This is a genomic window from Hominilimicola fabiformis (assembly GCF_020687385.1).
In the GTDB taxonomy this organism is placed as follows: Bacteria; Bacillota; Clostridia; order UBA1381; family UBA1381; genus Hominilimicola; species Hominilimicola fabiformis.
On record NZ_JAJEQM010000012.1, the window covers coordinates 14063 to 33162 of the forward strand.

General features: G+C 40.1%; 15 protein-coding genes. All 15 read right to left on the minus strand.

The genetic code is table 11. From position 1 onward, the window contains the following. Nucleotides 1–40 precede the first annotated feature (40 nt). The 15 genes from LKE05_RS09110 to LKE05_RS09180 all read right to left on the minus strand — a co-directional run bounded on the left by LKE05_RS09110 (nucleotide 41) and on the right by LKE05_RS09180 (nucleotide 18945). Nucleotides 41–1357, minus strand: a complete 1317-nt coding sequence (locus LKE05_RS09110) for a nucleobase:cation symporter-2 family protein (RefSeq protein WP_022230599.1) — start codon at nucleotides 1355–1357, stop codon at nucleotides 41–43. Nucleotide 1358: 1 nt separating this feature from the next. Further along, nucleotides 1359–1943 carry a xanthine phosphoribosyltransferase gene (locus LKE05_RS09115; protein ID WP_022230598.1) on the minus strand — a complete coding sequence of 195 codons (585 nt, stop codon included), beginning with the start codon at nucleotides 1941–1943 and terminating at the stop codon, nucleotides 1359–1361. A 102-nt stretch (nucleotides 1944–2045) separates the two neighbouring features. Next, nucleotides 2046–3458 (minus strand): APC family permease, encoded by a 1413-nt coding sequence (locus tag LKE05_RS09120; RefSeq protein ID WP_308456610.1) that lies wholly within the window; start codon nucleotides 3456–3458, stop codon nucleotides 2046–2048. A gap of 16 nt (nucleotides 3459–3474) precedes the next feature. Continuing rightward, complete coding sequence (locus tag LKE05_RS09125) at nucleotides 3475–3870, minus strand: P-II family nitrogen regulator (protein WP_308456611.1); 396 nt, start codon at nucleotides 3868–3870, stop codon at nucleotides 3475–3477. Between the two features lie 65 nt (nucleotides 3871–3935). Further along, complete coding sequence (locus LKE05_RS09130; protein WP_308456612.1) at nucleotides 3936–5633, minus strand: allophanate hydrolase; 1698 nt, start codon at nucleotides 5631–5633, stop codon at nucleotides 3936–3938. Nucleotides 5634–5636: 3 nt separating this feature from the next. Then, nucleotides 5637–9224, minus strand: a complete 3588-nt coding sequence (gene uca, locus LKE05_RS09135; protein ID WP_308456613.1) for an urea carboxylase — start codon at nucleotides 9222–9224, stop codon at nucleotides 5637–5639. 23 nt (nucleotides 9225–9247) lie between these two features. After that, nucleotides 9248–9895 (minus strand): urea amidolyase associated protein UAAP2, encoded by a 648-nt coding sequence (locus tag LKE05_RS09140; RefSeq protein WP_022230593.1) that lies wholly within the window; start codon nucleotides 9893–9895, stop codon nucleotides 9248–9250. An 18-nt stretch (nucleotides 9896–9913) separates the two neighbouring features. Continuing rightward, the gene (locus LKE05_RS09145) at nucleotides 9914–10633 is read right to left on the minus strand and encodes an urea amidolyase associated protein UAAP1 (protein ID WP_308456614.1); all 720 of its coding nucleotides are present in this window, start codon (nucleotides 10631–10633) and stop codon (nucleotides 9914–9916) included. A 219-nt stretch (nucleotides 10634–10852) separates the two neighbouring features. Continuing rightward, nucleotides 10853–11608 carry a helix-turn-helix domain-containing protein gene (locus LKE05_RS09150; RefSeq protein ID WP_308456615.1) on the minus strand — a complete coding sequence of 252 codons (756 nt, stop codon included), beginning with the start codon at nucleotides 11606–11608 and terminating at the stop codon, nucleotides 10853–10855. Between the two features lie 117 nt (nucleotides 11609–11725). Further along, entirely contained in the window at nucleotides 11726–14026 is a 2301-nt protein-coding gene (locus LKE05_RS09155; protein WP_308456616.1) for a sensor domain-containing diguanylate cyclase, read from the minus strand. Between the two features lie 115 nt (nucleotides 14027–14141). Next, nucleotides 14142–14765, minus strand: coding sequence for a V-type ATP synthase subunit D (locus LKE05_RS09160; RefSeq protein WP_022230589.1), 624 nt, complete (start codon nucleotides 14763–14765; stop codon nucleotides 14142–14144). 21 nt (nucleotides 14766–14786) lie between these two features. Further along, complete coding sequence (locus LKE05_RS09165; RefSeq protein ID WP_022230588.1) at nucleotides 14787–16187, minus strand: V-type ATP synthase subunit B; 1401 nt, start codon at nucleotides 16185–16187, stop codon at nucleotides 14787–14789. 18 nt (nucleotides 16188–16205) lie between these two features. Further along, complete coding sequence (locus LKE05_RS09170) at nucleotides 16206–17978, minus strand: V-type ATP synthase subunit A (RefSeq protein ID WP_117967770.1); 1773 nt, start codon at nucleotides 17976–17978, stop codon at nucleotides 16206–16208. Between the two features lie 31 nt (nucleotides 17979–18009). After that, the gene (locus tag LKE05_RS09175) at nucleotides 18010–18618 is read right to left on the minus strand and encodes a V-type ATP synthase subunit E (protein WP_022230586.1); all 609 of its coding nucleotides are present in this window, start codon (nucleotides 18616–18618) and stop codon (nucleotides 18010–18012) included. An 18-nt stretch (nucleotides 18619–18636) separates the two neighbouring features. Next, complete coding sequence (locus tag LKE05_RS09180) at nucleotides 18637–18945, minus strand: V-type ATP synthase subunit F (protein ID WP_022230585.1); 309 nt, start codon at nucleotides 18943–18945, stop codon at nucleotides 18637–18639. Nucleotides 18946–19100: the final 155 nt, after the last annotated feature.

Here is a 19100-nt window from a genome sequence, read left to right on the forward strand (position 1 = left end):
ATAAAAACAGCAGACTATTTTAGGATAGTCTGCTGTTTTTTTATGATTGATGAGCCTCCATATTTTTCGGCAGCACCAAATTCAAAATTATCGAAACCAAGAACACAACCGCAACGCAGTTTTCAGCGAACACGTTTTGAATGATTTGCGGAAAGATTGAGAAAATTTCAGGAACTTGCGTAAAGCCAAGTCCGATACTCAATGACAATGCGGCGATAATAATATTTCTTTGTGAAAAACCGCATTTTGCAATCATCTGCAAACCGCTTATAACAATATTACCGAACATCATAAGCGTACAGCCGCCAAGCACAGCCTCAGGCAATGTTGCAAGTAATGTTCCGAACATAGGGAACAATCCTGCCAAAACCATAATAACGCAGCCTGTGAAAATCGTAAATCTGTTTACGACTTTTGTCATTGAAACAAGTCCCACATTTTGGCTGAACGACGTAATCGGCAAACAACCGAAAAGTCCCGACAATGCACTGACAAAACCGTCTGCGGCGATTGAGCCTGTAAGCTCCTTCTTTGAAACCTCACGATTTAATCCCGATGACGCAAGTGCCGATGTATCTCCTATTGTTTCCGTTGCGGACACAAGGAAAATCACAAGCACGGAAATAATCGCGCCTATATTGAATGTCGGTTTAATCGGAAGTATCTGCGGAAGTGATACGATTTGTGCCGTACTCAATCCAGAAAAATCAACCATACCCATACACACAGCCACAATGTAACCTACGATAAGTCCGAACAATACGGACAACTGTTTCCAATATGATTTAGCGAAAATATTAAATCCGATACAACAAACCAACGTAATTGTTCCGAGAATTAAATTTTTAGCCGAACCGAAATCCTCCGCACCCGAGCCGCCGCCGAACGATGTTGCGCCGACCGACAAAAGCGAAAAGCCGATAGCCGTTACAACCGAAGCCGCCACAATCGGCGAAATCAGTTTTACCCAATATTTTGCGAAAAGTCCGAGTATGCCTTCAATAATTCCGCCTATAATAACCGCTCCGACAATGGCTCCGTATCCGTATGTAGGACCGACAAAACAGAACACAGATACAAACGTAAAACTTATTCCCATTACAATCGGCAATCCCGAACCGACTTTCCATATAGGATACAACTGAATTACAGAACCTATTCCCGCAACAATCATAGCCGTCTGAATAAGTCTTGCGGTTTCGGTTGTGTCTAAACCGCAAGCACTTGAAACAATAATAATCGGTGCGATATTCGCAACGAACATAGCCAAAATATGTTGCAGACCAAACGGAATAGCTTTTGAAACAGGCACTTTTCCGTCTAACTTATAAATATTATTAATATCACTGTTTTTCATTTTACTGTTCCTCTCTGAACTTAATCATACCTGTTTTGCTGTCCATATCGTCAACTATTGCCAAAGATTCTAATTGAAAACCTAAGTTACGAATAATTCTTCCGCCTGCTTGGAAGCCTTTTTCAACAGCTATTCCTATCCCCTCAACCGTTGCACCGGCTGACTTGACTATCTGAATTAATCCCTGCAGCGCACAACCGTTTGCCAAGAAATCATCGATAATCAATACACGGTCGTTTTCATTCAAAAACTTTTTCGCAACAATAACCTGATTTTTGCATTTGTGCGTGAATGACTCAACCTCCGCAACGTACATTTCACCCTCAAGATTTACGCTCTTTGATTTTTTCGCAAAAACAACAGGCACACCGAAATGTTGTGCGGCGATACAGGCAATACCTATACCCGATGCCTCGATAGTCAAAATTTTATTTATATTCGCACCCTCAAAGCGTTTTTTCCATTCCTTGCCCATCTCATTAAACAAATCAATGTCCATTTGATGATTTAAAAAGCTGTCCACTTTAAGCACGTTACCCTCTTTAACTATTCCGTCCTTTAAAATTCTTTCCTCTAAACAGTTCATCTTTACTCTCCTCAAATAATAAAATATATACGATTATACCACACCTACACCCATAATACAATTAATATCGACATCAAATTGCAAAAAAAATATGAGGACTTTTTAAGTCCCCATATTTGTATTGCTTTCATTTTTCAAATCACTGTGAACACGATGATATTCAGGGCTTTCCATCATCATTACCTGATGAACTCCGATACCTTTCAGAAGCGGTAATTTAAGTCTGTACTTAACCCAAATGAATGCGTATATAAACAATGCCGCAAACAGAACAAAGCACAAAATATATATATTTCTTCTTTGTACAGGGTCAGTTGATATATTGAACATCATATACACCTGAAGTGCTATACCCACGATTTGCAAAAGCGGGAAAAGCGGTGTCTTGAAGTTACGCGGAACATTTTTCATTTTACGTCTTAGCATAATTACATTGACGTGTGATGTAATATATGAAAGCATCCAGAAAAGCGAGCAAGTAAGAGTTAAAAATGCCACCTGTTCACCTGTCGAAATGCCCGATGCCTCGATAATGCAAGTAAGCACACCCAAAATTATAATAACCCAATAAGGTGCTCCGTTTTTGTTTTTCTTTTGAAAAAACGCCGGAAGAAGATTCATCTTTGCCATTCCGCAGCATATTTCCGAAACTGAACAAATAATAGAGTTTTGCGTACTTACCGCCGCAAATATAGCGACAATAATCATCCAATATCTGCCCCACTTACCGAGCATATTCACCGCATAAAGAACGTGCGGTGACGCTGCACTTCCAAGATCGGACCACAATGTATAATTTTTAAATCCGAATACAAGCAATATTTGAATAATTCCCATTATGCCGAGTGAAAGCACCATACTGAGCGGTACTTTTTTAGGGCTTTTCATATCCTTACCTAAAGGTACAATAAACTCCGCACCGATAAAGAACCAAAATGCCGTTGCGGTAAGCGGAAGAATGTCCTTTAAATCCGACGAAATAACCGCATCTTGTGCCACCTGTTCACCCGAACCCAAACCGAGTGCGCCGATAATACCGAGTGCAAGCAATGACACTACCATAAATGCCGCAACGATTTCCTGCAAAAGCGTTGACATATTCACACCTTTTAGATTAATGAATATAAGAACAATCGTTATTCCCACGCTGAACACCGCAGGCGGTATCGCCTCACCCGTCATTTCCGTCATTACATTTGCAAACATCGCACCTTCGGCAGGTGCTGCGAAAACATTGCTTATTAAATAACCGCCGACCATCGTTACAATAGTCAACAGCGGACCGAGTCCGGCAAGAGTGTATTGAGCGATACCGCCGGTAAGGTTAGGCATTATCGCATTTAATTCGGCTATCGACAAAACCGCAAGCATATTTGCTATACACGCTATGACGATAGCAATAACGAACGGTGTACCGACCGCACTTGAGCCGCTTGCCGACGAAACGAAACAGCTCGTTGCGATAAGCATACCCACACCGGTTGATACTGCACCAAAAAGACTGATTTTTTTCATATGAGTAACCTCCGATTTAATCTATCTTTGATTTCTGCAAAGCGTCAATTCCGTCTTCGCCCGTTCTGATACGAATAATATTACGAACGTCAGACACGAATATTTTTCCGTCACCGATGTGTCCCGTATAAAATTCTTTTTTTAAAAATTCTATAACTTCTTTAACTTTAGACGTTTCACATATCATAATCATAGTACTTTTCGGAAGAAGTCTTAAAGGCTGTTCCGTAAAATCAAGCATATACTCCGAGCTTCCGCTCTGCACACCGCAGCCCATAGCATTGTAAACGGTTATGCCCGATATTCCGAGCTTATGTATTTCCTTGATGTGTTTTGAGCTAAGCATTTCGATAAATGCCGAAACCTTAGACATACTTCCTATAATCTCTATTCTTGAAAATTCAGCTTCCATTATTTTTACCTCCGTTTTGTTAAAACAGGCGTATAGAACACATATGTTCTATACGCCGTTGTATATTAAAAACTTTTTTTACTTGTTATATCTTCCGCATCTTTTACGGCGTATTCTTCGCAAAGAAAACCTTTCACCCATCTGCCGTCGATAAGCTCGACATTGCCTATCGAAAGCGGTGTGTTTACGTTACTCATAAAACTTCCGAGCTTTGAAACGGGTATTTTGAATATATCAATATTTATATTTTCACCGTTTTCCGCTCTCACAAGTCCGGGCTTAATCGGATTTGTATTGAGTTTGTACAGCTTATACTCCTTTGCAGTCGCTGTACTTTCGATATACTCCGCTCCCAATTCGGTGAGCTGACTTTCAAGGGCATATCCCTTTTTGTGAAGTCCGCATACCGCAAAATCGATACTTTCGGTTTTAAGAAAACTTTCCGCTGTTTGAAGTACAAGATTTGTACTGTCCGCAAGTCCGAAAATCGTAATTCCGAACGGTAAATTTTTATCTTGCGTATTTTCGGGTACTGCCACTGCCATAAGGTCAAGCAAGTTGCAGTGATTTGTATAAAGTCCCATTAAGCTGTTCGTCTTTACGGGATCTTCCCTTACTTGTTCTCTTGTGAATGTGCCTCCTGCCGTCGGCATTACCATAACGGCATTTTTTAATATTTCCTTTGCCTTGTGTCTGTAATATTGCAACATATGCAAATCTTCAAACAGTCTTGCGGCGGTCTTTTCTTCCGTACCGCCCGACTGAAGAATTTTCTTGGTAACAGGAAAAACTTTATCCTCGTTTTCAATGACAAATTCTTTTAAGTCAGCCCATCTTTCCGCAACATACGCACCGTCATAAAGAATTAACGCGGCATCGTAAAACATTTTATAATCAATATATTCAACCTTAACTCCGAGTTTTTTTATACGTTCCGTTGCCGAATACCATTTAGCCTTATGAACATCTGCGTTATCACCGAAAAATGCTGGTTCTTTCAAAGGAAGATATATTTTTTCGGGAAGTTTTTTACCTTTATCCTCATATTCTTTCGACCAAACACATTCCGCATCATAGCCTTTGGCATATTGATTGACTGTTTCGGTATCTTCAAGACTGTTTGCAAATACCGTCACACAGTCAAGGCTTGCACAAGCCGGTACTACGCCGGATGTGGACCAAGCACCCAATGACGGTTTAAACCCCACAAGTGTATTTAGCATTGCGGGTACTCTTCCGGAGCCTGCCGTATCGGTACCGAGCGAAAACGCCGCCATACCCAAGGCAACCGACACCGCAGAACCCGAACTTGAGCCGCCGCTAATCATTTTATCGTCATACGCATTATGCACTTCACCGTACGGACTTCTTGTACCGACAAGTCCCGTTGCAAATTGGTCAAGATTTGTCTTTCCGACAGGGAACGCACCTGCGTCAATTAACTTCTGTACCACAAACGCACTTTTTTTCGGCATATACGAATATTCGGGGCAAGCCGCCGTTGTCGGAACACCCTCAAGGTCGATATTATCCTTTATCGCGAACGGTATTCCCCACAGCGGTTTATCCTCACTTCTCGGCGGAAGTTTTGAGATATACTTTTCCATAAGCTCTCTTGACGGAGCAACTATCCAAATATTCTTGTCCTTATTTTCTTCGGCTCTTTTCAAAATTTCATCGACAAGCTCGTAAGGTGTAAGTTCGTTATTGTCATACGCTTGATTTATCCATTTCAATGATAATTTCTTAGGGAAAAACTTCATTACTTATTCCTCCGTTTTTACAGCCGCAATCATCTGACCTGCGTCAACCTGTTGACTTGTCTTTATAAATACCTTTTCAATTACTCCGCTGTATTCACTTTCAATAGGGAATTCCATCTTCATACTTTCCAAAACGGCAACCGTATCACCTTTCTTAACTTCCTGACCTTCTTCAATCAAGACTTTCCATACACTGCCCGGAATAGTTGCGTTAATCGGCTCACAGCCGTCAGGCAAAACATCATCTGCGTGAGTATCTTCCGTTTCCGTATCCGATTCAAAATGGTCAAGTCCATTTTCAATCCATCTCTGTCTTTCTGCTTGGAATGATGCCTCTTGATGTGCCTTGAATTTTTGAGCGGACTCTTTGATACTTTCAAGATATTCCTTGTACTTACCCAAATTAAATGTAGTTTCCTCAATATCAATGTGGAATTTACCTCTAAGAAAATCATCTCTGTACTGTAAAATCTCATCGGCACTGCACGGATAAAATTTAAGTCTGTCAAAGAAATTCAAAAGCCACGGCTTACCTTTTTTGAAATACTCCGTTTCTCTTAACGGATTCCACATCTGAATTGTACGACCGACAAACTGATAACCGCCGGGGCCCTCCATACCGTATACGCAAAGGTATGCTCCGCCGATACCGACAGCGTTTTCAGGCGTCCAAGGTCTTGCCGGATTATACTTTGTCGTTACCATTCTGTGACGTGGGTCAACCGGTGTCGCAACCGGTGCGCCAAGATAAACGTCACCCAAACCAAGTACAAGATAATCTGCGTCAAACACAATATTCTGAACGTCCCCGATACTGTCAAGACCGTTAATTCTTCTGATAAATTCAGGGTTAGACGGACACCAAGGTGCATTCGGTCTTACCGTCTGCTGATAACGCTTTGCGGCAAGCTGTGTTTGCGGATCGTCCCATGAAAGCGGAAGTTTGATAATTCTTGACGGTACTGTTATATCGTCCAGCGATGAAAGGTTTGCATTTATTTCTTTTACTTTTTCACAAACTTCTCTCGCAGAAATTTTATTTACATCAAAATGTACTTGCAATGAACGAATACCGGGTGTCATATCAATTACAGGTAAATCCGATTTTTCGATTTCGTTCATAAGAATATGTACTCTGAAACGCAGTTCAATATCAAGCACCATATCGCCGTATTCAACAAGGATATTTTCTTCACCCTGCAATCTGATTTTGTAATCGGTATTGTCGTGTGTTCCCTCTGCCATAATCGAATATGACGCGTCAAGCTGAGCAGGCTTCGGAAGAACAACGTCCGTATAATCAAGATTGATATTTTTATCTTGATTTTTTCTTATAGTTTCGGCTTGTTCAAGAGTTAGAAGTTGGAAGTGAACTTTATCGCCCGGATGTAATTGACCGAGTTTCCACATTTCACCTTTTGCCGTTGTAACCGGGCAAACAAATCCGCCAAGCGACGGACCGTCAGGACCTAATAAAATCGACTGGTCGCCTGTAAGGTCAAGCGTACCGATTGCGTATGCGTTATCGTGTATATTTGACGGATGAAGTCCCGCTTCACCGCCGTCCTCTCTCACCCACTGCGGAACAGGTCCGTTAAGTCTGATACCCGTTCTTGCACTGTTAAAGTTTACGGTATATTCCGAACTTGTAAGTGTGTCAAGATATTCAGGTTTCAAATATTCATAAGTAGGCTGCGGGCCCGGCAAAACGCCGATAGTCCATGTATTATCAATCTTAGGAATATACTTACCGTCAAATGAATTAAAGTTATCTGCCTGACAATCCTCTGCAAGATGAAGTACATCACCCGTTCTCAATGCACGTCCGTTATGACCGCCGAATTTACCGTCACAGAATGTTGATGATGAACCCATAATCTTAGGTACGTCTATACCGCCCTTGACAAGAAGATATGTTCTCATTCCTTTTGCGGCGGTTTTAAATTTAAGCTCTTGCATAGGTGACGCACTTATAACCGTGTACATCGGCACACTTTCACCGTCAAGCGTTGCCTGCATATCCGCACCTGTTATACAAAAACTTGCGGTCGTTCTGAATCTGTATGTGCCGCCGCGCATTGTAAGCTCAATACCTGCCGCATTAAGGTCGTTACCAAGCAATTTATTACCTATTTTAAAGCTGTACGCGTCCATAGCACCGCAAGGCGGTACACCGACAGTCCAGTACCCAATCATACCGTCAGCATCTTGTACTGTTGACTGAACACCGCCGTCAAGCACTTCAAGTGCATTTTCTTCAGGTAAAAATCCCTCAAGCATTTTTGTAAACAGCTTTCCGTCTTTATAATCGCCTGTAAGGATAAGACTCTTTAAATATTCTAAGTTTGTCGTTATGCCGTAAATCTTTGATTCGGTCAAAACGTCAAGCATTTTTTCAACCGCTTTTTCTCTGTTTTCCGCATGAACAATAAGTTTTGCAAGCATAGGGTCATACAATGCGGAAATTTCGATATTCTTTCTTATCCAAGTTTCAACTCTCGCTTTGTCGCTAAATGTAACATCATCAATCTTACCGCTGCACGGTCTGAAATTATTTATACAGTCCTCCGCATATACTCTGACTTCGATTGAATGTCCGTTCGGCACCGCCTTAAATTCTTCAATACCTTTAAGCTCGCCTGCCGCCTCTTTAATCATCCATTCAACAAGGTCAACACCGTAAACTTCTTCCGTTATACCGTGTTCAACCTGTAATCTTGTATTGACTTCAAGAAAATAGAACTTTTCGTCAGACTCGTCATAAAGAAATTCAACAGTGCCGGCACTTCTGTAACCGCTTGTCTTTGCAAGACTCTTTGCGGCTGTGTACATTTGTTCACGAACCGTATCAGACAAATTCGGTGCCGGAGATTCCTCGACAACCTTTTGGTTTCTTCTCTGAACCGAACAATCACGTTCACCAAGCGTTGCAACTTCGCCGTATTCATTACCGAAAATCTGTACTTCAACGTGTCTTGCTTTTCTGATATATTTTTCAAGAAATACGCCTGCATCATTGAAATTGCTTTCCGCAAGGTGACAAACGTTGTCGTATGACGCAACAAGCTCGTCCTTGTTTTCACAAATTCTTATACCGATACCACCGCCGCCGGCTGTACTCTTTATCATTACCGGATAACCGATTTTTTCAGCCTCGACAATCGCCTCGTCAACACCTTTTAAAAGTCCCGTACCGGACAAAAGCGGTACGTTTGCTTTTTGTGCAATTTCTCTTGCGGAGTGTTTCAAACCGAAAAGCTTAATTTGACTTGAATCAGGTCCTACAAACTTGATATTGTTTTCTTCACACTTTGCGGCGAAAACAGTGTTTTCACTTAAAAATCCGTAACCGGGATGTATTGCTTCCGCACCTGTATCAAGTGCCGCTTTGATTATTTTATCAACGTCAAGGTATGTATCTTTTGCCGTACCCTCGCCAAGATATACCGCCTCATCGGCATTTTCAACGTGCAAGCTGTCCCTGTCTGCCTTTGAGTAAACAGCCACACTCTTTACGCCCATCTTAGCAAGCGTTCTTTCAATTCTTACGGCGATTGCACCTCTGTTTGCTATTAAAACTTTACTGAACATATTAATCTTCCTTTGCCAATTTATTAATCCCAGATAAGAAGTCTTACGGGTGTAGGGTTGTATGCGTTACACGGATTGTTTAGCTGCGGACAGTTGCTTATAAGAATCATAACATCTGCCAATGCTTTCATCTCAACATACTTGCCCGGTGCCGATACACCGTCATCAAATTTATATCCGCCCTCTTTTGTGATAGGCACATTCATAAAGAAGTTGATATTCGGTGCAAGGTCACGCTTTTTAATGTCTGCCGTAGTGTCGGCAAGCTGTAGCATAAAGCTGTCACGGCAGTTGTGCATATATCTCTTTTCTCTCGCATATCTGACTGTATTGCTTTGCGATGAACAAGCACCGCCCAAAGTATCGTGTCTGCCTGTCTTGTCTGCTGTGATTTCAAGTAACGGTTTGCCCGACTCGGCTCTTAAAATACTTCCCGTTGTCAAATAAATATTTTTCTGTGCCACGATTGTCTGTACCGCACCGTAGTGATCCTCAGGGTTTTCCAAATCATAAAATGTCGTATCAACGGCTTGGTTACCCTCAATATCAAGTATTCTGAATGTCTGACCTTTTTTCAATTCGTGCATCCAGCCAAGTCCTGCATTAAGCACCTCGTCATATACTGCGTCCTCTATTTTCAAATCACTGTCTTTTTCAATAAATCCATACATAATCTTTTCCTCCTCTGATTATTCGCCAAGTAAGTTGTAGTAATCCCATGTGTTTTCAAATGCTCTGTAATTTTCATCACGTGAATTTACACATTCGTCCATAAGGTCTGTCTTTGGAGCGTCATAAACCTCCATTGTAACGGGAACAGACGGATATTCCGTTGACGGATCAAGCGGATTAGGTGTGTTTGAAACAACAAAGATAATATCCATTTCTGTTCTTAGCGTTACCGTAGCACCCTTTTTACAGTGATCCGAAACATAGTTCATACTTCCGTCCTCATCAACATACACCTTTGAGAAAAGATTTACGCATGGTACAATATCTCTTTTACCCATATTGTTGCGGACAAGTTCAATCTTGAAGTTTTCTTCGCCGCATCTGTAAAAATCATTGCCTTGTTCCTGATATGATGTCTTGCCGTATTTTTCATTGGTCATCTTTCTTGTTGTGTGACCGCAGATTGAATCGTGCCAACCTAAGCTGTCCTCTGTGATACTCGCCAACACCCTGCCGTTGTCGCTCATAAGCACATTGCCCTTTGTAAGATGTGCTGTGTATTGTGCTTTTAGAGTATCAGGCATATTGTATCTTTCAGATGTATCTCTCATATTGTAAAGAAGAATTGATACATTGGCATTATCTCCAAGTGCTTTAAAGTGAATATATTTGTTCTTTCCGATAAGTCCCGACCATTTTTCACCCGGTCTGAATTCCTTTGTAAAAAGTTTCTGCATAATGTTTCTCTCCTTTTTCTAATCAAATAAAAAAACGGGACTTAACCGATTTAAAATCAGTTAAGCCCCTTTGCTTGTACTGTGATACTAAAAAAGGCTTTAAGATATTTGTTTCAATACCTTAAAGCCTCTTTGCTTTCATCTTGTGTTTATTATACAACCGCAAAAGAATTTTTTCAATTATCCGAAAGTTTGATTTTTCTACTACTTTAGTTCTACTCATTCAAGAAATAACGAAATAAGCTGACCTCTGCTTGAAACTCCAGTTTTGTTATATATGTTGTAAATATGCTTTTTCACCGTTGAAACGGATATGACAACTTTATCCGAAATTTCTTGATTTGACAAACCTTTATTGATAAGGCTTAAGATTTCCGATTCTCTTGACGTTAAACCATAAGTTTTTGCAAAGTTGTTAAGACTTTTGTTTACCGTAATGCTTGCTCTGTCAAGACGCATAACATTATGAAGCATATTTGCAATGTGATTTTTAAGTAAGTTCAAAACGTACAACTCTTTTTCATTAAAGTCACCGCTCTTTTCATTTCTGAAAAGATTGAACATTCCTATAATTCTTGAATTTTTTATCAGAATGATACCGCACCCGAATATAATGTCCTCGGGTTTTAAAAATTTTATGTAAAAATCCGTTTTTTCACGAACATCACTTTCAAGAATACTCGTGTCCTTGTAAACACTCGTTTCCGAAACAAAGTCGTACAGATATTGAATATAATCCTCATTGTAAAAAACATCTGTGTACTTATCCTTTACGTCCGTGTCCAAGCCGATAAAATACGATTGCTCTTTTCTGATTTTGCGGTCATCGTCTAAAATGATAAACCAGCCCTTCGTGTACGGAATAAGCATTCGTATCATTTTCATTATTTTGCTCGTAAATACATCAAGTTCATCAATCGTGTATAGCTCAAGCAGCATATTATTAATAGTATTCCATTCATTTTCCGTAAGCATAATTTCTCCTCCGATTTCCAGCGAAAATAAACAGTTTTCGATAATATTCAAGCTTTTTCTATTATAACATACTTATAACAAAAAACAAGTCTGTTTTTGAACAGACCTGTTTTTATTTTACTCAACTTCTTTTATTGTTTCAAAAATCCAAACCGTTTCTCTGTGATTTTCGCTGTAATCAGGTGCTTTAATAATTTGCATTTTTGCAAGTTCACCGTTTGTACGTTCAAATTCAATCTCAGGAACATTACCCTCTTGAATTTGTCTTTCTATCCACTCATAATCAAAGAACGGTTCATAATTACGATGATATTTTGAATCAACTTTTTCATTCAAATACATTCTAAGAGCCTCTTTGAATTTACCGTTTGTAATTTTCAGCATACTCTTAAAGAACTTCGGAACATATATTACTCTTACTGTATCATCATCAAAATTTACGATATAACCGCCCGTAAATTTCGAAGCGACAGCCGACAAGAATGTATCCATATCGTGTTCGCTGATATTTGCTTTGCTGATAGTCCAATCGTCGTCCTTATTATTTTCGACGCTCTTTTTATGATAATACGAATACTTATTGTCAAGCATATTTCTTTCGGCTTGTTTTATAAATCTTTCAGCATTGGTTGAAACCTCGCTGAACGACACGCCGTACGATATACTGTAACCCTGTTTTTCAATATCGTTCTTTATACTTTCAATATTTTCTTCGATTTGTTTTTCACTATCTCCGAAAGTAAACGCAACAAATTCATCACCGCCGATACGATACGTTTTATCCGAACCGAATTTGCTCTGCAATGCCTGCGCAACGGCTTTAAGCATATTGTCACCCGCCTCATGACCGAAACGGTTATTAATATTATGCAATCCGTTTGCGTCAATATAAACACACGCTACATTTCTGTATTCATTCTTATCCAAATTTTCAATCGTCTGTTCAAAACAATTTCTGTTTAAAAGTCCCGTAAGAGAATCTATAATTCCCATTTCCCTTAGTGACTTATAAGAAGAAATATTATTTACAGCCAACGAGAAAGTGCCTGCAACATTTTCGATATAATCGGCATTTTTCCACACCTTATCCATATTGACAACACCGAGTACACCGACAAAACGTTTTTTCACGTCATATACAGACGTTACGATATAGCTGTCGATATAATAGTCATACGGCAATCCGTAATCTCTCAGATTATATAACTTTTTACCGAATTTCATACTTGTTCCGTCACCGTTAAATCCAGGAATAACAACTTTTACAGGTCTGTTTTCAGCCGCATTAATATCAAAATTCTCTTTATTTGACCAACAGTATACTTCATCGATTATTCCGTTTTTAACCTTTGTAAAAAATGCGGTTTCGGCTTTCATATAGTCAGCAACTTTACCTAAAGTATTATCGACATTTTCGGTATGCTTGTGTGCGTCAAACAACGATTTCTCGACTTCAAGCATATATTCCACTTTGTTAATATCTTTTTTTCTTAACGACAACAGCCATAAAAAATATGCCACAATGATAATCACCGTAATCACAGCCATCACATACATGGCTTGTTTGATTTTCCATGCAATTTTCATAACGGTACTTTCCGGTATAGAAAGCATAACCGACCAATTATTGATACCGACAGGCGTATAATACGAGTACATATTCTCTTTTGCCCTCTCGGAATAGCCGATTAAATAACCGTTTTTTCCGCTCTTTATATCCTTGTCTATTTCTGAAGTTTTTAAGTCGTTTTTTACTTTGTGATTGCTCCAATCAGCTATATTTCCGAGCGACAAATGCCAAGTATCCATAATAAAATCGCCGCTGTCACCGTCAATCAAATATATTGACGCATTTTCGGCATATGACTCTGCAACATAATAAGTCGGAAGTGAATCAACTTCTATAATACCGTAAAGAATACCTATCGTTTTGCCACTCTTCAAAATAGGTACTGCACATTTCAGCACTTTTTTATCACCGTGACTTATATCCACTGTCGAATTTGGTGAAACGTATTCGCCTTTTTCAACCTCTTCCGCGTATGACAAAATACCCGACACGTCTGCATAGTTTCCGTCAGACGTTATCACCCTGTTGTCGGGCAATAACACTTCAAGATGCGAAATCTGTCCTCTTGTCATATATGACTTCAATATATGTTTTGTCTGTTCCGAATCCGCATTACCTCGACTTGCGATTACATCGGCTATAATTTCAAGCTGTTCTTGATTGCTGTATATATTATTTTTTATTTCCTTGCCTAAATTTTCAGTAGATTTTCTCAAAGTGTCATAACATTGTTGTTCAGCTGTCTTTTGTACATACAAACTTGTCGAAAATACAACTGCATATAAAACAACAAATATTGCCATTGTTACGGCAACAAATTTGCTTATTTTTCTTTTCTTCACTGCCATAATTCCACCTCTTCATATTCGACAATATTATAACATACTGTACATATAAAAATCAAGAATATTATACATTTTTCGCATAAAAAAAGCTACTGTATAAAGTAGCTTTTTTTGTCTGTTATCCCTGTTTTTCTTTTGTTCTTTTAATGATTTTCAAACGAGTATGCTCCTCACGTTCTTTTTCTTCAAGAGCATTCTGAATATCCTTAGACAGTTTATCATAAAGAGGTATCGTAATATTTTCAAGAGCATTTGCTCTCTTTTGCGTTTTCTTTATGTTCATAGCCAAACGGTAAACCGCATTTTCAATTTCCGTAAGCTTAACCGTCATCACTTTAACTTCGTTAAATTTAACGCTTGCCTCGTCAAGTGCCGAGGACGTTCCGTTAAATCCGTAAACAGGTCTGCCGTCAGGCTTATCAGCCGTAACAACAGGTATTTCAACGCCCATAACACTGCGTAAATCAACTTTTACGCTGTTTTCAAGCACTGCCGAATGAGCAAGGTTCTGCACCTTGCTCACACCCATTATTACGTTTGCCGATTCCAAAGCCTTATATGCAGCGGCAAAGGTTTCTTCGATTTTCGCCTCGACTTCCTTTGCCTCCTCTATCAAAAGCATCATTTCTCTGATTAGGATATTTCGTTTTTTATCAAGCATTTCATAGCCTTGCTTTGAAAGACGCAATGTGTTTTTTGCCATCATCAAGTTACCTTTTGTAGGTGCTAACGTCTTTGCCATCTGAAATTCCCCCTCTCAGGATTATACTTCTTCGTCCTCCACAGGACGATAATATTTTTCAAGAGTCTTATCGCTGACTCTGTCAAGTTCACTCTTAGGCAGCATACCCAAAAGCTCCCAACCAAGATTTAAAGTATCGTCAATAGTTCTGTTTTCATTCTTACCTTGTGTAAGGAACTTTTCCTCAAACGCTCTGCCGAACTTGATATACTTCTTATCCATATCGGAAAGTTCATCTTCACCGATAACTGACGCCAAACTCTTTGCGTCCTCAACCTTTGAATATGCCGCAAAAAGCTGGTTTGAAAGTTCAGGGTGGTCGGCTCTTGTAAAGCCTTCACCGATACCGTCCTTCATCAAACGCGAAAGTGACGGAAGAATTGAAACAGGCGGATATACGCCTTTAAGGCTAAGCTCTCTGCCCAAAACTATCTGTCCCTCTGTAATGTAACCGGTAAGGTCAGGGATTGGGTGAGTAATATCATCGTTAGGCATTGTCAAAATCGGCACTTGTGTAACCGATCCCTTTGCGTCCTTGATAATACCTGCACGTTCATAAAGTGAAGCCAAATCTGAATACAGATAACCAGGGAAACCCTTTCTTGACGGAATTTCACCCTTTGAAGATGAAACCTCACGAAGTGCCTCCGCGTATGACGTCATATCGGTAAGTATTACAAGTACGTGCATATCGTGCTTAAATGCAAGATATTCTGCCGCTGTAAGCGCACATCTCGGTGTAATAATTCTTTCAACGACAGGGTCATTTGAAAGATTTAAGAACATTACAACCTTACCCAAAACACCGCTTTCTTCAAATGACTTTTTAAAGTAGTTTGCAACGTCATGCTTAACGCCCATTGCCGCGAATACGATAGCGAACTTTTCTCCGTTTTCGTCATCAGGGTCAACAACCTTTGCCTGTCTTGCAATCTGTACGGCAAGGTCGTCATGCGGAAGACCGTCGCCTGAGAATATAGGAAGCTTTTGACCTCTTATAAGTGTGGCAAGACAGTCTATTGACGAAATACCTGTCTGAATAAAGTTGTTCGGGTATTCACGCGAAACGGGATTGATAGGCTGACCGTTTACATCACGAACTTCGTCCGCAAAGTAATCGCCCAAACCGTCAATCGGTCTGCCGATACCGTCAAGCGTTCTGCCAAGCATTTCTTTTGAAAGCGGCAAACGCATCGGCTCGCCCATAAATTTTGTTTTAGTGTTGGTAAGTGACAGATTTGAAGTACCCTCAAAAACCTGTATTACCGCTTTATCACCGGAAATCTCAATAACTCGTCCTATTCTTTTCTCGCCGTTGTCAAGAGTAACTGTAACCATTTCTTCATAGAATGTATCGTCTACTCCCTCGATAACTGCCAAAGGACCCTGAATATTATTAAGACCCATATATTCTATTGCCATATGCTCATATCCTTTCCTTTAGCTTTCATGGTTATAAATCAACTTGTCAAATGTTTCGTTGATTTTTCTCTGTAAATCATGGAACGGACCATCAATATTGTCATTTCCAATCGTGTATTTAATTCTGATAATGTCCTCGGCAATTCCGCTTTCGCTCACCTTTGAAAGCACAACGCCCTTTTCGACACATTCTTTAATTCTCTTATCAAAAAGAAGAATTGTATCCATCATCTTATTTTGCTTTTCAAGCGGTACATATGTATCGTCCGCATGGAAAGCATTTTGTTGCAAGAAACCTACTCTGATTGTCTTTGCAACCTCCAAAGTAGCCTTTTGACTGTCAGGAAGAACGTCTGCACCGATTAGCTTAACGATTTCCATAAGACTGCTTTCTTCTTGCAAAATTGCCATCATCTTATTTCTCTTTTCCATAAAGTCCGGAGAAACATTTTGAGCATACCAATCAGTAACTTCACCGATATATTCACTGTAACTGTTAAGCCACTGAATAGCCGGATAGTGTCTTGCATATGCAAGCGACTTGTCAAGTGCCCAGAAACATCTGATAAAACGCTTTGTATTCTGTGTTACCGGTTCTGAGAAGTCACCGCCCTGTGGTGATACCGCACCGATAATTGATACAGAACCCTCACTGCCGTTAAGATTTGTAACATATCCCGCTCTTTCATAGAAAGCCGAAAGTCTTGAAGCAAGATATGCAGGGAAACCTTCTTCCGCAGGCATTTCTTCAAGACGACCCGATATTTCACGAAGTGCCTCAGCCCAACGTGATGTTGAGTCAGCCATAAGCGCAACGTCATAACCCATATCTCTGTAATATTCCGCAATTGTAACACCTGTGTAAATACTTGCTTCACGCGCTGCAACCGGCATATTTGAAGTATTAGCAATAAGCATTGTTCTGTCCAAAAGCGGTCTGTTTGACTTAGGGTCGATAAGTTCAGAGAACTCGTCAAGTACCTGTGTCATTTCGTTACCACGTTCACCGCAGCCGATATATACGATAATATCCGCATCACACCACTTCGCAAGCTGATGCTGTGTCATAGTTTTACCGGTACCGAAACCGCCCGGAACAGCTGCCGCACCGCCTTTTGCAAGCGGGAACATTGTATCGATTACTCTCTGACCCGTTACAAGCGGTCTTGAAATAGGCTGACGCTGTGTATAAGGTCTTGCCTTTTTGATAGGCCATTTTTGTTTCATTGTTATGTCGATAATTTCGTCATCGCTCTTTACCTTTGCGATAATATCAACAATAGTGTAGTTGCCGTTCGGAGCAATCCATTCGATTTTACCTTTGATATTCGGCGGAATCATAATTCTGTGCTCGATAAGGCTTGTTTCCTGTGTTACGGCAATGATGTCACCGCCTGTAACATAGTCGCCTTGTTTCGCAACCATTTCCACATTCCAAGTTTTTCTTTCGTCAAGATTAGTAACCTTTAAACCTCTGCCGATGAATGAGCCTGACATATTTCTTATTTCTTTCAACGGTCTTTCGATACCGTCAAAAATATCAGACAATATACCCGGAGCAAGAGTTATTGACAAAGGACCGCCCGTACCGACTACAGGTTCACCCTTTTTAAGACCTGTCGTTTCCTCGTAAACCTGTACAATAGTAGTATCGGAAGTTACGCCGATAACTTCGCCGATAAGTTCTTCATTACCGACATATACCATTTCCTGCATTTCAAAGGAATCTGAACCCTTTACTTTTACGACCGGGCCGTTTATACCGAATATCTGACCTTTTGTATTAGCCATTTACCTTCATTCCTTTCCGTTTGTATGCCGTTTAACCCAGTGCCAATCCACTGCTTTGAAGGAATTTCTGCTTTTCTTCTGACAGCATTTCCTTGAATGAATAGTCAACAGCAACCTTTCTGTCTGTATTTAAAATCTTCGCACCGCCAAGAAAATCTTTTTCACCCGATGCCTCAACCGTAATTCTTGACGTGTCGGGAATCTGTTCAATTTTTTCTTTAAGCTTTATATCGTCTGATGAGATATAAATTGTCTTTGAACCTTTTCCAACTTCAAATAAAGCCTTTTCAATCTTGCTTAAAAGCCATTCTTCGTATTTATCGCTCTCGATAAATTCAACGATTTTTGCTCTCGAAAGTTTCATTACGTCATCAATAATTTCTTCACGACGCATGATAAGTTTTTTCTTTGAATCAAGCTCTGCGTGAAGAACTCTCTCATTTGCACTTTTTTGAGCGGATTGAATATTCTGCTGAATATTCTCATATGCACCCTGCAAAAGCTCGTTTTCCTTTGCATCTATTCTCTCTGAATATTCCTTTTGAACATTCTCAAGTAATTTTTCTCTTTTCTGTTCCGCATCTTTGAGAACAAGCGATGTAAAGGTATTGAGTTTTTCTGTTAAGTTATTGCTTTCCATATTCCTTACCTCCCCTGTTTAAAGTTTAAGACCGATTGACTCTTGAACCATATTGTTGATACTGTTAGCAATATCACGACTGCCGTGTCTGTCCGGTATTTCTATGATAAGCGGAGTGTGCAATGTAATTTTAAGATGGTTAAGATATTCTTTAACCATTGCCGCCGCTTTTTCCGTAAATATCAAAATACCAAGTTCCGGGTCGTTTACAGCCTTTTTAATTTCTGCAGTAATAGTTTCGCTGTCGTGAGCAACACATCCGTCTATACCCACAAGTCGCATACCGATTTGTGTATCAATGTTGTCACTGATTAAATACATTTTCATAAAACATACGTCCTTTCAGACTTGTAATAATAAAATCCATTCTCCGTCCACTCCGTAACGGACTACACTCGTCGTCCATTGCCTCCCCTTGAGGGGAGGTGTTATCGCAGATGACGGTGGGGTGGCTTTCTCCCCACTCCGTAACGGACAACCCT